Origin of the sequence: Chromobacterium sphagni, from assembly GCF_001855555.1 — a bacterium.
GTDB lineage: Bacteria > Pseudomonadota > Gammaproteobacteria > Burkholderiales > Chromobacteriaceae > Chromobacterium > Chromobacterium sphagni.
On record NZ_MKCT01000001.1, the window covers coordinates 590,151 to 604,982 of the forward strand.

Annotated in this window: 11 protein-coding genes; 1 reads left to right on the plus strand and 10 read right to left on the minus strand. The window is 66.1% G+C overall.

Annotated elements, in window-relative coordinates; translation table 11 throughout:
• Positions 1–51 precede the first annotated feature (51 nt).
• Both BI344_RS02885 and BI344_RS02890 read right to left on the minus strand, forming a co-directional pair.
• Complete coding sequence (locus BI344_RS02885; RefSeq protein WP_071111444.1) at positions 52–492, minus strand: MarR family winged helix-turn-helix transcriptional regulator; 441 nt, start codon at positions 490–492, stop codon at positions 52–54.
• Positions 493–624: 132 nt separating this feature from the next.
• The gene (locus tag BI344_RS02890; RefSeq protein ID WP_071111445.1) at positions 625–882 is read right to left on the minus strand and encodes a hypothetical protein; all 258 of its coding nucleotides are present in this window, start codon (positions 880–882) and stop codon (positions 625–627) included.
• 504 nt (positions 883–1,386) lie between these two features.
• Here BI344_RS02890 and BI344_RS02895 point away from each other — a divergent pair.
• On the plus strand, positions 1,387–2,289 hold the full coding sequence (locus tag BI344_RS02895; protein WP_071111446.1) for a helix-turn-helix domain-containing protein: 903 nt from the start codon (positions 1,387–1,389) through the stop codon (positions 2,287–2,289).
• Between the two features lie 7 nt (positions 2,290–2,296).
• On the opposite strand, the gene BI344_RS02900 is transcribed toward BI344_RS02895, so the two are convergent.
• The 8 genes from BI344_RS02900 to BI344_RS02935 all read right to left on the minus strand — a co-directional run bounded on the left by BI344_RS02900 (position 2,297) and on the right by BI344_RS02935 (position 14,747).
• Positions 2,297–3,670, minus strand: a complete 1,374-nt coding sequence (locus tag BI344_RS02900; RefSeq protein ID WP_083338641.1) for a sensor histidine kinase — start codon at positions 3,668–3,670, stop codon at positions 2,297–2,299.
• Positions 3,670–4,161 carry a putative pterin-binding protein gene (locus BI344_RS02905; RefSeq protein ID WP_071111448.1) on the minus strand — a complete coding sequence of 164 codons (492 nt, stop codon included), beginning with the start codon at positions 4,159–4,161 and terminating at the stop codon, positions 3,670–3,672. The genes BI344_RS02900 and BI344_RS02905 overlap by 1 nt, the downstream gene beginning before the upstream one ends.
• 151 nt (positions 4,162–4,312) lie before the next feature.
• The gene (locus tag BI344_RS02910) at positions 4,313–5,176 is read right to left on the minus strand and encodes an efflux RND transporter periplasmic adaptor subunit (protein ID WP_071111449.1); all 864 of its coding nucleotides are present in this window, start codon (positions 5,174–5,176) and stop codon (positions 4,313–4,315) included.
• Positions 5,177–5,199: 23 nt separating this feature from the next.
• On the minus strand, positions 5,200–5,400 hold the full coding sequence (locus BI344_RS02915) for a DUF1656 domain-containing protein (RefSeq protein WP_071111450.1): 201 nt from the start codon (positions 5,398–5,400) through the stop codon (positions 5,200–5,202).
• Positions 5,390–7,528 carry an FUSC family protein gene (locus BI344_RS02920; RefSeq protein WP_071111451.1) on the minus strand — a complete coding sequence of 713 codons (2,139 nt, stop codon included), beginning with the start codon at positions 7,526–7,528 and terminating at the stop codon, positions 5,390–5,392. The genes BI344_RS02915 and BI344_RS02920 overlap by 11 nt, the downstream gene beginning before the upstream one ends.
• Positions 7,525–8,970, minus strand: a complete 1,446-nt coding sequence (locus BI344_RS02925) for an efflux transporter outer membrane subunit (protein WP_071111452.1) — start codon at positions 8,968–8,970, stop codon at positions 7,525–7,527. The genes BI344_RS02920 and BI344_RS02925 overlap by 4 nt, the downstream gene beginning before the upstream one ends.
• A gap of 164 nt (positions 8,971–9,134) precedes the next feature.
• Positions 9,135–12,950, minus strand: coding sequence for a translocation/assembly module TamB domain-containing protein (locus BI344_RS02930; protein WP_071111453.1), 3,816 nt, complete (start codon positions 12,948–12,950; stop codon positions 9,135–9,137).
• A gap of 12 nt (positions 12,951–12,962) precedes the next feature.
• Entirely contained in the window at positions 12,963–14,747 is a 1,785-nt protein-coding gene (locus BI344_RS02935) for an autotransporter assembly complex protein TamA (RefSeq protein ID WP_239690805.1), read from the minus strand.
• Between the last annotated feature and the right edge of the window lie 85 nt (positions 14,748–14,832).

The window sequence follows — 14,832 nt, forward strand, 5'->3', positions numbered from 1 at the left end:
TCATCCTTTCAAGAACACTCCATCCGCGGCGGCGGGATGCCGCCGCGGCCATCATTCGGCGGCGGCCAGCCGCTCCAGCAGCTCGCCCGCGCGCAACAACAGCGTCCTGTCGTCCTCAGCCAATCCGGCCAGTTGCGCCTGCAGCCAACCGTCGCGCAACTGGCGGTTGCGCCGCAATGCCGCCGCTCCGACCGTGGACAGACGCACCCGCACGCGGCGGCCGTCTTCCGGATCGGACTGGCGCAAGATCAGCCCGCCGGCCTCCAGCTCGCGCAAGGCGCTGGCCAGATTGGACGAGCGCATGCTCTCCTGCCGCGCCAGTTCGGTAGGGGTGATATCGTCGCCGGCGCGGTCTATCGCGCCCAGCACGGTCAGCAGACCGAATGGCAGCACGTCCTGGCTGGCCTGTCGGCGCAGCCGGCGCACCATGGCCATCAGCTGCATACGCAACCGGGTGGCCTCGACAGTGGGCATCAGCTCTGGTGTTTTCATATTGCTACTATCTCATAGCTATATATACATAGCAATATTGCCGCAGCGCACCCGTCAATCGCTACAGGCTCCAGACGCCCACCGCATGCAAACCGTCCGAACCGCCGCGCGAGGCAGGCGGGCCGGGCACCATCAAACCTTCTGCGCCGCGATATGCTCCCCGGCCTTCAGCATCGCCATCTTCACATCGGCAAAATTCAACACCCGATGCGCCAGGCCGAGCGCGAGCAAATCGACCAGATACTCCCGGCCAAAAATCATCGCCCCCTCCCAATCCGAGCCCTTGCCGCCCAGGATCGATGGGCAAGTCACGATGACGCGCCTGCCATTAATCGTATCCAGGGCAAAGTCGTCGTCTTCTATTCTCTGAACCAGATGTGTTGATGCCATTGTTTACACCTCGACTCCTAAATTGATGCCGACCAGGGCAAGCGCCGCGGAAAATCTGCCGCCGCCCATCAAATTCATGGCAACCGCAGCGAAACCATTTACGACGCCTGCCCTCTATCTATACTCACGCATTTTTCAATCGGCATTTAAAAACAGGTCATAGCCGATCAAATCACTCACAAAACTATTTTTATTTAGACATTTTTAACAAGTTTATTTAGCGCAACTCACCCTTCCAATATCCAAACAAGCCACTACGGCGAATTGCAGCATCGGCAACGGATCGGCCCCGACTATAAAAACCAGCCAACCACGCCGCGCAACAGCGACACCTTACCAGCACTCGATTTCCCAATGCCATAAAATTTGCATTTATCGCACTCTTAATAATAAAAGTGTGCGAATTACGCAATTAACCATCGCTAGAAAAAATACGCGGGTTTGTCAGTCCTGCCAATTGCTGATAGCATTTTCGCCCCCGTCAATGCAGATGAAAGCGCCGATATGATCGACGACTTCAAGTCGTACTTCCTAGCCCGGCTTGTTCAACTGCTGGAATCTCGCGGCATCGCCGAGCGCGAACGCACGGTATGGCTCCGCACCCTGCTCGATATCGATCTCTCCAGCGCGAACCGCAAACTGAAAGGCGGAATAGCCTTTAATATCGAAGAAGTGGCCAAGGTCGCCAAAACGATGGGCTGTTCGAGCGACTACCTACTGGGCTTGAAAGACGAACATTGCGCCCATCATCTGCCGGGCCCGTCCTTTCAGGGCCTGGGCGTCCATGCCACCTTGCTCTGCGACCGGCTCCCCGAGCAGGAAGCCATCGCCGTCGCCGCCAGGATGCCGGGGCCGAATGACAGTGGAAGTGCGCTGATCGCATGGATATCTCGCAATGATCGTGCATTAAACGCACGAATTGTCGGATGGCGCGACGAGAACAATAACTGGTGGATAGGCGCGCTCGACGAGGCGCCCGTCGGCGCCGCTCTGCACCGCGTATACGCCCACCTGCTCCTCGATGCATCGATAAGCGCATACCGGGTTGCAGTGCTGGACGACAGGGCCGAGACTGCGGAAGTGATGCAGGGCTTTCTTGAGCACGCCGGCTACATAGCGGACACCTTCACCCGCACCGCCGACTTGAGCCAAGCATTGCGACAGGTGCGCTACGATGCCTTCGTTCTGGACTGGTCGATGGGACGCGGCGAGACCACCGAAGCGCTGATGGAGGAAATCAGGCAAAGCCACGCCACCGGCACCCCCATCATGTTGATGACCGGAGAAACCAGCGAACTGGAAATCGAACGCGCCATCGATCGCCACGGCGTCCGCTATTTCCAGAAAACCGGCCTGTTCAAACCCATCATCGCGCAGCTGAAAAAGGATTTAAGGGAGCAGGCCTAAGCCAGGCTCAAACCAGCTCCACCGGCAGCCGGACGACAAACACCGAGCCTTTGCCCACCTCGCTGCCGGCCAAGCGAACCTCCCCCTGCATCAACGCCGCGATTTTCTTCACAATCGCCAACCCCATTCCCGCGCCGCCGCGATTGGAGCCCTTCGCCTGGATAAACGCGTCGAACAAGGCCGCTTGTTCGCTTTCAGGGATGCCGATGCCGGTATCGCAGACCGTCAACACCAGGCAAGGCCGGGAGGACGTCGGCTCCAGCCCCAGCTCCACGCGGACTTCCCCGCTATCGGTGTAGCGCAGGGCGTTGGAAATCAGATTGCTGGCCACCTGCCGGACCCGCGTCATGTCGGCATGGACGGCTTGCGCCATCTCCTCCTCCGCCACAAATGCCAAAGCGACGCCCTTGGCCATGGCCGCCTGCTGAAACTCACCCACCACGCTCGCGATCAACTGGCTCGCATCGAAGGTCGTCGGCCGCAGGATCATGCGGCCGGCGTCCAGCCTCCCCATATCCAACAGATCCTGCATCAATTTGGACAGATAATCCGCCGCGGTCCTGACATTGGCTATCGTCCTTAGCGTTCGCGGCTCCGCCGCCATGTCGGCCAGCAGCTCCACGCCGCCCTGTATCGTGTGCAGCGGCGTCAATATCTCATGGCTGACGGTGGACAGCATGGTGGAGCGCGCTAGCGCGGTTTGCACCGCCTCCTCCTGCGCCTGCCTGGCCGCTGCGATCACCCCCTGCTGCAATTCTATGATTTCCTGCCGCCGTATCGCCTTCAGCAGCTCCCGCGCCAGAAACACCACCAGCACCACCCAGACGATCAGGCTGACCAAGGCGAAATTGCGCAGTCTCAGGGTCTGCTCTATCGACAAATCCCGCAGCCTGACCTCCTCCAGATGGGCCGCCATCACCAGTTCCGCAATCACCGGCGACATGGCATTCAGCTCTTGCTGCAACGCCGTCATCGCATGCGCGTCATGGCGTATCGCCGGGAACAAGGTTTTGCCGCGCTGCATGAAACCGGCGATTTGCTCCAGCAGCGCCGCATACCCGGCATTTTTTCGCAGCTGCGGCGAGACCGAGCGGTTCAAGACCAGATATTTCGATTCCAGCACATCGTAGGCGATCTGCAAATCGTCGAAGGACTCGATCCGCAGAGCGTAGGCATTGGCTTCGCCATACAGCCGCTGCACCGCATAGCGGTACTGCGACGCCGCCCAGTAATACCCCTCTCCCGGCCCCGCCGCCTGCTCCAGCGCCTGCTTGGAGAACAGCGTGCTCTGCACATAGAAGAAACACAGCATCGGCAACAAAACGGCCAGGAAGAAAAAGACCAGCCACTGCCGCCCCTGGTGCACGGGGAGAATCCTCATCAGCGCACCACGATGTACTTGACCTGCCAAGCCAGCTTGGCGTCCGACTTCACCTTCTGCAGTTCAGCGAAATCGCTGACCGGGTACATCACCCACAAGGGGCCGAAATCGCGCCGCTGCAGCGGCTTGCCGTTGATGAACCTGGCCATGATAGGGTGGTACCGCTCCAGATCGCTCAAGGGCAGCGTCACCTTGTACTCGTCGTAAGTCACCACATCTATCTGCGAGCCTCCAGCCGCAACCACGCGCAGAATATCGCTGATGGCCGGGCCGGAAAAAGCGGATTTGGCAGTCCAGGTAGTCTTGGTGCTGATGGTGCGCTGCGGCAGCCGCAATAGGCTGCCTTCATCGAAGCGGTACTCGGTACGGCTGGCATTGTTGAATACGCCGATCTTCCCTTTGACTATCAGGATCGGATCGGCCGCCGCCTGCGCGGTGGCGCACAAGGCCAGCGCCAGCCCGCCGAACAATAGTTTTGCAATCTCCTTCATCTTGCCGCCTGCCTCTCTGCTCTTTATCCCGTCAGGCGCCCCATGCCAGCGGAGCGCCGCAAATCGCCAAGCCTACCATCACCGGCAGGCGCAGAAAATCCATAAAGGATAAAAGACGGCCAATCGCAAGCGCATTGGCAATGCAAATAGACTATTTTCCGCTGACCACCACCGTGCAGGTCTGGCCCGCGATCAGCGGCTGGCCTTTGGGCTGCTCGTCCAGCTGGATGCGCACCGGGACCCGCTGCGCCAGCCGCACCCAGTTGAAGGTGGGGTTGACGTCGGCCAGCAATTCGCGGCCGGTGCCGGCGTCGCGGTCGGTGATGCCGCGGGCGATGCTGGCGATATGGCCGCGCAAGCGCTGGCCGCTGCTCAGCAGCGTGACTTCGGCCTTGGCCCCCACTTTCAGCATCGGCAGCTTGGTTTCCTCGAAATAGCCATCCACGTAGAAAGAGCCGCTGTCTATCAGCGCCAGCCTCGGGGCGCCGGTGGCGGCGAAATCGCCGACATGCACATTGAGGTTGGTGACATAGCCGTCAGTCGGCGCGCGCACCACCGTGCGCTGCAGGTTGAGCGCGGCCAGATCGCGAGCGGCGACGGCGGCCTGGTACTGCGACGCGGCGGCAGCGGCGGCGAAGTCGGCGCTCTCGCGGCTTTCGGTGGAGACGATGGCGCTGTCCAGGCTGGCGCGGCGCGATGCCTCCTTGCCACGGCGGTTCTTGTCGGCCTTGTGGCCGGCCAGCGTCGCCTCGGCCTGGGCCAGCGCCGCCTGGTAGCGGCTGGAGTCGATGACGAACAGCGCGTCGCCGCGGCGCACCGGCTGGTTGTCCTTCACCGCCACCTGGGTGACGATGCCGGACACGTCGGCGGCGATGGTGACGACGTCGGCCTTCACCCGGCCGTCGCGGGTCCACGGCGACAGCATGTAGTGGTCCCACAGCGCCTTGCCGGCCCAGACGGCGGCGGCAAGCAGCAATAGGGTGATCAGGTAACGGGTAATCGATTTTGCGACCATTGCGAGGAATCCAGTATGCGTTGTCAACGGTAAAGCGGCAGCGACAGGCCGCTGAAGATCACGATCAATAGGCACCAGCGGAACAGCGCCGGGTGCCATACCTTTTCGTACACCCCCAGCCGCCCCAGCGCCCAGTCCAGGCCGATCTGCAACAGCATGCTGAGCACGAACAGCGGCAGCAAGGTCGGCATCAGGATGCCGAACACGGCGATTTCATGTGGCATGGGTGTCTCCCGCCGGCTCGCCGGCATCGGGCTGCGGCATAGCGTCCAGCAGCGAGGTATGGATCAGGTGCAGCGTGGCCAGCGCCCGGTTCAGGCTCTGCGCGGCCTCCGGCAGCGCGATCTCCAGCTCCGCGCGTATCGGCGGCCCGGCCGCCAGCAGCGCCATCATCGCCTGCTGTCGCCGCGATGCCTGCGGTGCGGCGAAATAGGCGGCCAGCGCCGCGACGCTGTCGTCCAGCGCGCGCCGCACCGGCTTCTGCGCGGCGTCGCCGGCCAGCGTGCGCAAGTCTATGATGGCCAGCCCCAATTCCAGCAGGGTGATCGCCTGGCTGATGGTGGCCTGGCGCGCCGGATCGTCGGCCGATCCCGGCGCGGCGTTCAACTGGTTGAGCAGGTCGCGCACGCGGTTGCCGTAACGCTGCTTCAGGTGCGGCAGCGCGGCGCGGCAGGCGTTCAGCGCCTCGCGCCACAAGGCGGCGGCGATATGGCGGCGCGAGCCCATGGTGTGCTCAGGCAACACCAGCACGAAGAACACCCCGGCCAGCGCCAGGCCCAGCAGGCGGGCGATGCCGTCGTTGAAGAAGGCCACCACGTCGTAGTTCATCATGTTTTCCGGATTCACCGCCTGCGCCATCAGCAGCGTGATGCCGGTGCCCATGCCTGCGGCCTTGGGCAGGCATTTCAGATAACAGCCCAGCACCAGGAAGGGCGTCAGCGCCAGTGCCAGTTGCGGGAAGCTGTCGGCCTGGTTCAGCAGATGGAAGGTGCAAACATAGGCCAGCGGCGTGGCCAGCGCGAAGCCGATCAGGATTTGCTTCACCATCAGCAGCGGCCGCGGCGACGACGACGCCAGGCCGCAGAAGATAGTGGCCAGCAGCACCGCGCCCAGCGCGCTGGGCCAGGCCAGCCAGTACCAGGCGATGGACAGCGTCAGCAGGGTCAGCGCCGCGCGCGCGCCGCTGGCCAGCGCTATGGCGCCGGGCGTGCGCGGCGAATAGGCCAGCGCGTCCACCTGCAGCGGATTGCGCTGCCGGAAGCCGTGATAGACCGCGGTAAAGGTATGCATCTCCTCGACGAAGCGGGTCAGCAGCTCGCTGGCGGTATCGAACTCTATGCGCAGGCCCTCGTCGTGCGGCTGCGCCAGCAGGCTCGCGCGCGCGTCGCCCAGTTCCCGACGCAACACCGGACGCAACGCGTCCAGCCGCGCCAGCGTCGGCCCGGCCTCCAACGCGGTACGGGCCGGGCCGTCCTCGTTGCTCAAGGCGGCGGAGGCCTGCAGGAACAGCGGATAGAACAGCTCCGGCAGCGGCGAGGCGGCGTCGCGGCGCAGCCGCTCCATCTGCCGGTGCAGGGTATGGAAGGTGGTCAGCGCCGCCATGAAAGTGGCGTTGAAGGCGTGCAGCTGATCGCTGCGGGCGCGCACATTGCCGGCCTCGAAGAAGGCCGCGGCGCGGCCGGCCTCCAGCGCGGCGATGTCGGAGGCGAAGCGCAGCTGGGTGGCCTCCAGCGTGGCCGCGTCCAGTCTTTGCGCCAGCGCCTGCTGGCACAGCAGCGCGAAGCCGTGGTAGCGGCCGCGCACGGTGCTCACCACCAGATCGCCCTGGTGGCGCGGAAAGATGAAGTCGTTGACGATGGCGCAGCACAGGATGCCCAGCGAGATCTCCGACACCCGCGTCACCGCCAGATTGAACACCGCCATCGGATGGTTCAGCGCCGGTAGCGCGATGATGCAGGCGGTGTAGCCGGACAACACGAAGGCGTAGGAGCGCGAGTCGCGGTACAGGGTGGCGCCGCCGGTGCACACGCCCACCCACAGCGCCAGGCTGATCAGCAGCAGCGCCGCCTGGCCGTCGAACAGGCCGACGAAGCCCAGCGCCGCCGCGCTGCCCACCAGCGTGCCCAGAATCCGGTAGGCGCTCTTCTCCAGCACCGCGCCGCTGCGCGGGAAGGTGACGATGAACACCGTGGTCATCGCCGAGCTGGGCGAATCGAAACCCAGGCGGAAAGCGATCCACAGCGAGGCGAAGGCCGCCAGCAGCGTCTTGGCGACGAAGCTCCAGTTCTCGCCCTCGGTGGCCAGCCAGTCGCGGCCGACGCGCCGGCCGGCCGCCAGCAGGCCGCCGCTCATTGCGGCTGTTCCTCAGCAGGCTGGTGCACCGCCGCGCCGCCGCCCAGCGCGCTCATCAGCGCGGCGAAACTGTCCAGCCGCTCGCTGCGTATCCGCACCAGTTGCTGCTGGGCGGCAAGCCAAGCCAAGCGCGCGGCGATCACGTTATCCTGGTCGGACAGGCCGGCGCGGTAGCCTTGCAACGCCAGCTTGAACGCCTTCTGCGCCGAAGCCAGCGCCTGTTCGGTCTGTTTTTGCTGCCCGGCCTGCGACTCCACCTTGGCGATGGCGCCGGCCACCTCGTTCAGCGCGCGCACCACGCTGGCGTTGTAGCTGTCCACCGCAGCGTCATAGGCCGCGGTCTGCGCGGAAAGCGCGCTGCGCAGCCGGCCGCCCTCGAAGATCGGCAGGCTGACCGCCGGGCCGATGCCGCGCACCGCGGTGGCGGCGGACGGGAAGTTGTCGAAGCCTATCGACTGGAAGCCGGCGAAGGCCAACAGATTGATATTGGGATAGAAGGCCGCCTTGGCCGCGTCTATCTTCCTGGCTTCGGCCTCCACCTTCCAGCGCTGGGCGGAGACATCGGGCCGGCGGCCCACCAGCTCGGCCGGCAGCGCGCTGGGCAGGCGCGGCGCCGCCTCGTCCAGCCGCAGCGTCGGCCGCAGCAGGCCCTCCCCCGCCGCCGGCCCCTGGCCGCACAACGCGGCCAGCTGGTTGCGCAGCAGAGTGATGGCTTCATCCACCTGCTCGATCTGGTTACGCGCGGCCGGCAGCCGCGCCTCCAGCAGCAGCACCTCGGCCTCGGTGGCGAGACCGGCCGCCTTGCGCTTTTTCGCCAGCTGCCAGCTGCGCTCGCGCTGCGTCAGATTGTCCTGCAGCAGGTCTTTCTCGGCGTATTGCAAAGCCAGCTGCACATAGCTGCGCACCACCGCGGCGGTGAGATTCAGCCGCGCCAGCTGCGCTTCGGCCGCGAGCACCTGCGCCTCGTCCAGCGATGCGGACAGCGCGGCGCGCTGCCGGCCCCACAGGTCCAGGTCGTAGCTGGCGTTGAGGGCGGCGTGGTTGTACCAGGAATAATTGCCGGCTTCCGGCGGCGGGATGAAATCCTGTTCGGAATAGCGCTGGCGGGTGAACGACGCTTCGCCGCCCACTTGTGGCCGGGTGGCGGCCTCGGCCACGCCTGACATCGCCTGCGCCTGGCGCAGCCGCGCCTCGGCGGCATGCAGGCTGGGATTGTCCGCCAGCGCGGCGGCGATCAGCCGGTTCAGCTGCTCGTCGTGCAGCCCGCGCCACCAGTCGGCCTGCGGCCAAGCCGCCTTGGCCGCCGCCTGCTGTATCAGTCTGCCGGCGTCCAAGCTGTTGGGATCCAGCAGCCGCGACTGCGGCCTCTGCGCGCCCGGATCGGCGCAAGCCGCCGCCAACAAGGCCAAACCTGCAATCACTACCGAATTGAGCCGCTGCATCTATCGCACCAATAACCATACGCAAAACAAAAGGCCGCCGGCGGTTCGCCGGCAGCCTCCCATTCCGGCTGCAATCGGCGCCAGCCGACTGCGGCCTGCTACCTTGTACTATCTGGCCATTTTAGCATCTGCCAACAGCAACAAGGTCAAATAACTAGACATTACTAATCAAAACGAAGCGTATAGCGCGATTCGGCCGACATCGCGGTGCCGGCGCGCAACACCACCGACCAGCCCTTGGACAGCTGGTAGGCGAGCTTCACCGCCTGGTCGGCGCTGCTGATGCCGTATTCGTAGCCCAGGTAAAGCTCGCGCGTCAGCTGGCGGCCCACCGTCACCACCTGCTCCGCCGGACTCACCGTGCCGTTGGCCAACGTCTTCTCCTTGCGGCTGGATACACCCAGGTCGTCGAACAGGCCGATGTGATCGTTGATCGAGCCGGCCAGCATCATGCCGGCCGAGGCCGCCAGATCGTTGTTGTCGCGGTCGCCGCTGGCGGCGCGGCCCAGCACCAGCCAGGCCAGCTTGTCCTTGTCGGTCATCGGGTCGTCGGTGATCAGCCGCACCTTGGGCGCCGCCACCGAACCGCTGACCTCCACCCCCGCCCCCACCGGCGACAGCCGGCGTTTGGCCTGGACATTGAGCAGCGGGTTGTCCAGCGGGCCGTTGAAGGTGATGGCCCCGAACGTGATGTCCAGATCCTGGCCGTAGGCCTTGTAACGGCCCTTGTCCACCTTGACCTGGCCCCTGGCCGCCGGCGCCTCGCCCGGATTGGCGCTGACGTGCACCAGGCCGGACAGCTCGACGTCCAGCCCCTGGCCGGAGAAACGGAAGCGCTCGCCCAGGTCCAGGTCCAGCGCCACCGTCAGCGGCATGGCGGCGAAGGCCGAAGGCTCGGCCGCCGGCCGCCCCAGCACCACCACATCGGCCCCGAGATCAGGCGCGCCCAGCTTGGGCAGCCCCACCCGGCCCTGGTCGGCGCGAATGCGGCCGGTCAGCGACAACTTGCCGCCGACGAAGGCCAGCTCGCTCTCCCCGGACACCACCAGCCGGCGGTTGGGCCGGTCGAACACGCTGAATTTCTGCAGCGTCACCTTGACCCGGGCGTCGGGCTGGGCATCGCTGAAATCCAGCGAACCGCTGGCGTTCACCTCGCCCTTGCCGCTGATGAAACGCAGCTGCTGCAGCGTGAGCCGGCGGCCGTCCATCCGCGCCAGCAGGCTACCGTCGGCCAACGACACCCCGGTGCGGCGGTCGGCCAGCTTCAGCTTGTCGCCGCGTATCTGGCCTTGCGCCTGCGGCATCTGCAGCGGGCCGCTCAGCTCCAGGTTGGCCGACAATTGCCCGGCCAGCTCCAGCCCCGGGCCGGTCAGCTCCGCCAGCGCCGCCAGCGACGGCAGGCTGGCGCGCAGCGTGCCGGACAACGGCGTATGGCCGTCGATGCGGCCGCCGTTCCATGGCAGGCTGCCCTGGCCCTGGGCCTGGGCAAAGCGGCTGTCCAGGCTGACATTGAAGGCCAGCTGCCTGCCGTCCAGCTTCAATTCCGCCCGCGCGGTCTTCAGGCCCAGCGCGACATGCCTGCCCTTTTCCAGCGGCAACTGCACGTCGCCGCCGCTGCGCCACAGCGCCAGTTGGCCGATCCCGGCAGGATTGAGGCTCCAGTCGGCGTCGAATTGCAGGTTCTGCTCCACCGGCAGCTTAAGCCACGGACCCAGCTCGCTCAGGCGCAGGCCGCGCGCGCTGCCATGGCTGCTGAGCGCGCCGCCCGCCTGGCGCGTCAGCTCGGCGAGGTTCAGATTGCCGCCCAGCAGCGCCAGGCGAGCGGCGCCCAGCTTGACTTGGCCGTCGGCGCCCAGCGCCAGATCAGCCGGGGCCTGCAGGCTGAGACTTGGCTTGCCAGCCAACTCCAGCTTCTGCAGGCTGCCCTGCCAGCGGTTGTCCAGGCTGAGTCCGCCCGCCGCCGCCAGCTGCAACGCGTAATTCTGCTGCTCCAGATGGAAGCGGCCGTCCAGTTGCAGGCTGTGGCGGGCGCGGGTGCCGGCCGAGCGGGCATGCAGCTGTTCGGCGCGCAAATCGCCGACCTGCAACGCGGCCACGTCCAGGCTCAGCTGGAAAGGGCTGGCCTGGTCGGCCTTGATGTTGCCGGCGAACTGCATGGATTGTAGCGTGACTCCGCCGGGCAGCCGCAAGCGTTCGGCCTGCAGCTTGGCGTTAAGCAGCGGCGCCTTGGGCACGCCGCCCAGCTCGCCCTGTCCCTGCACGGTGCCGGCGAAACCCGGCCCCAGCAGCGACAGATTCGGCGCGTTGACCGCCAGCTTGAGCTTGTCGCCTGCCACGCCGTAGCTGCCGCTGGCCTGCAGCCGGTTGTCGGCCAGCTTCAGGTCCAGCAGCAGCTGTTTCAGCCGCGTCTCGCCCAGCAGCACGCTGGCGCTGCCGGACAGCGGCGCGCCGGAAAGCCGGCTGGGGGCGAACTGCAGCTTGGCGCCCACCTCCATCGGCTCGGCCAGTTGGCCGGCCATTTTCAGCGTGGCGTTGAGGTCGCCCTTGGGCAGGCTGTCCAGCAGCCGCGACGGGTCGGCGTGGCCCAGCTTGCCGTTCAGTTCGAACAGCCGCTTGCCGGACAGGCTCAGCTTGCCGTTGGCGCTGACCACGCCGCTGCCGGCGCCCAGCTCCAGCTTCTTCAACAGCAGCGCCGGCTGCTTGCCACCACTCAGCTCGGCCAGCGCGCTGGCCTGCAGCCACTTGCCTTTCAGCTGCGCGTCGAAGCGCGGAGCGCTGAACTCGCCTTCGGCGGTCACGCGGCCGCTGATCGCATCGTCCGGCGCCGAGGCGTGCAGCTGGCGCAAGGCCAGCCGGTCCAGATCCAGCGCCAGCTTCAGCCGGTCCGGCCTGATCTCGCCGGACAGGCCCAGCCGGCCGCCGGCCAGCTCGGCATGGCTGTTGTAGAGCTCCAGCGCCTGCTCGTCGGCGCGGAATTCGCCCACCAGCAGCGACAAGGGCAGACGCTGCGCCGACAGCGGGCCGGGATCGGTGTTGACCAGCGTCAGCCCGCCCTTCACCCGCTGGCCGGCGTCCGGCTCGGCGAACACCGCGAAGCTGAGCCGCGCCTTGGGCCAGCTGGGCAGTATCGCTTGCGGATTGATGTTGCCGACGCGGGCGTCCAGCCGCACCAGGCGGTTGAAGGGATTGGCGTCGAAGGGCCGCAGCGCGCCGCTCAGGTCCACGCTGACGCCCTTGCCGTCCATCTCGCCGGAGAAGGACGGCTTGAGCAGATTGCCGGACAGGTCCAGCCTGGCCTTGACCGGCACCTGCTCCAGCTCGCCGCTGGCGGCCAATTGGCCGGACAAGGCGAACGGCGATGCGGCGGCCAGGGTCAGGCCGGCGCGCGCCTCGCCCCAGGGCGAGTCCAGCCGCTGCAATTGCAGCCGGTGGCGCGCGCCGTCGTAATCGTATGCCGCCTGCAGCCGGTACAGGCTGAAATGCGCCGGCTCCAGCGTCAGGCTGGCCAAGCTCAGTTGGTCCACCTTCAGCCGGAACGGCAGCGCCAGCGAACGCGGCGCTTCAAACGGCGCGCTCTTCTGCTCCGGCGCCGGGCGGCTGAGCACCCGCACATGACCGAGCGCCAGCCGGCGGACGTGCACTTCGCCGCGCCACAGCGCCGCCGGCAGCCAGTCCAGCCGCAGCGATTCGATGTCTACGTCGTCGGCGGCGCTGCGCAGACGGATGTCGCGCAGGGTGAAGCCCTGCCACAGCGTACCCTGCGCCGCGCCCACGCTCAGTTGCTGGCCGGTGAGCTTGCCCAGTTGGCCCAGCGCCCAGGCGAAACCGGCCGGACTGGCGCTGAGCCAGCCCAGCGCGGCCAGAAAGAGCGCCAGCAGCAGCGCCAGGCAAGAGAACGCCATGCGCCAGCGGCGCGGCCGGACCGGCGCGGCGGGCGCGGTTTCCGGCGTTTCGGGGGTATGGTTTAGATTTTCGCTCATGATTGCAGCGGTCTAGAAAGCCAGGCCCAGGCTGAGGTTCCAGCGTATCTTGCCGTCCCCCTCCGCCTTGGCGATATCGAAAGACAGCGGCGCCACCGGGCTCATCCAACGCACGCCCACGCCGTTGGCGCGCATGGTCTGGAAGCCCTTCCAGCTGTCGGCGGCATTGCCGGCATCGGAGAACAGCGCCAGATACCAGTCCGGCTTTACCGGGATCTGGTACTCCACGCTGCCGGTAGCCACCACCCGGCCGCCCAGCACCGAGCCATTGGGACCGGGCAAGCCCAGGCTCTGGTAATCGTAGCCGCGCACGCTATTGGCGCCGCCGGCGCGGAACAGCAGCGCCGAAGGTACTTGCGCGCCCTCCTTGGCCCATACCTGACCCAGCTCCAGCCGGGCGACGAAGGTGCCGTACTTGGGGAAGGGCGACCAGTAGCCGACCGCGCGGCCATAGGCGCGCACCATGGAAGTGGAAGAGGCCAGCGCGCCCAGCGAGCCGGACAACTGGCCATCCAGCAGATAGCCGTTGCGCGGCCGCATCAAGTCGTCCACCGCGCGCTGGGTCCAGCCGTACACCAGCTGGGTGACGTGGGTGTCGCTGGAGGTGACGCCGCCGGCCTCCGCGCTTTCCTTGAGGAACTCCACCCCCATCCGCGCCTCGATATTGCCGCGGCTGCGCAGGCGCCAGGCGCCGGCGTCTATGGTCTTGGTCTTCACGCCCTGCACGTCTTCCGACTTGAACGAGCTGGTGAGGGAGTGCGAATAGCCGTCCGACTCGCGCGGGAAGCCCAGGCCGAAACTCAGCGACTGCTGCTCGCGCTTCCAGTCGATCAAGGCCGAGCCGGTCCAGCCCTGCTGGAACAGATTGTAGTGGTCGTAGCCCACCCGCACGCCGGGTCCGACGTCGGAATCATAGGTCAGACCCAGTTCCAGCTTTTTCTTCGGCAGCTCCACCACATCCACCGTCACCGGCACGCGGTTGTCGGCGATGTGGTCGAAATCGGCGCTGACGATCACCGACGAGAACTGCGGCGACTGCTCCAGCGCCGACTGGAAAGCCAGCAGCTTGTCCTGCTGGTAGGGCGAGCCGGAATTGAAATCGGCCATGCCGGTGGCCAGTTTTTCCGGATAGCGCTTCAGACCGTTGACCTTGATCGCGCCGAAGCGGATCAGCGGACCGCTGTCCACCACCACCTCCAGCACGGCTCGGCGCGTGGACGGATCTATCCTGGCTTCGCTGCTGACGATGCGCGCCTTGGGAAAACGGTCGGCCTGCACCTTGCGCAATACCGCGCGCTTGCTGACGTCCCAATCGGTCTGCCGGTACGGCGCGGCCATCGGCAAGGACCAGGCCTCCAGCACTTGGGCGAAGCGCTGCTGATAGTCGCTCTCCTGGCGGATCGGGCCATCCAGGCGGATGGTGACATCGTCGATCAGCACCGGCTCGCCCGGCACGACCCTCACCTTAACCCGGTTGCCGCTCTGCAGCGCCACATCCACGTTGGCGCCGAAATAGCCTTCGGTCTCCAGCAGTTTCTTCGCGTCGTCGGGCGTGCTCTTCACCAGCGCCTCCAGCCAGCTCTGGTCGATATCCGGATCCTGCTGGTTTTCCACCAGCTCCAGATTGTCGCGCAACAACTGCGCCAGATTGGACGGCGCGTCTATCTCCACCGTGTAGTCGAGTTTGGCCTGCGCCTGGGCGGCCAGCAGGTAGGCCGCCAACGCCAGCAGCCGCCCGTTGCGGACGCAGCGGCGGAGGGGATGCGGGCGGTCGAAAACGAGGGAAGCGCTTGGCATGGTCCGGTTCATTGGGGAATGCTGCATGGTAACGGAAGTCGGTCGGGCTGGCGACGGCAAACGATTGTCGAACAAGGGGTGTCAG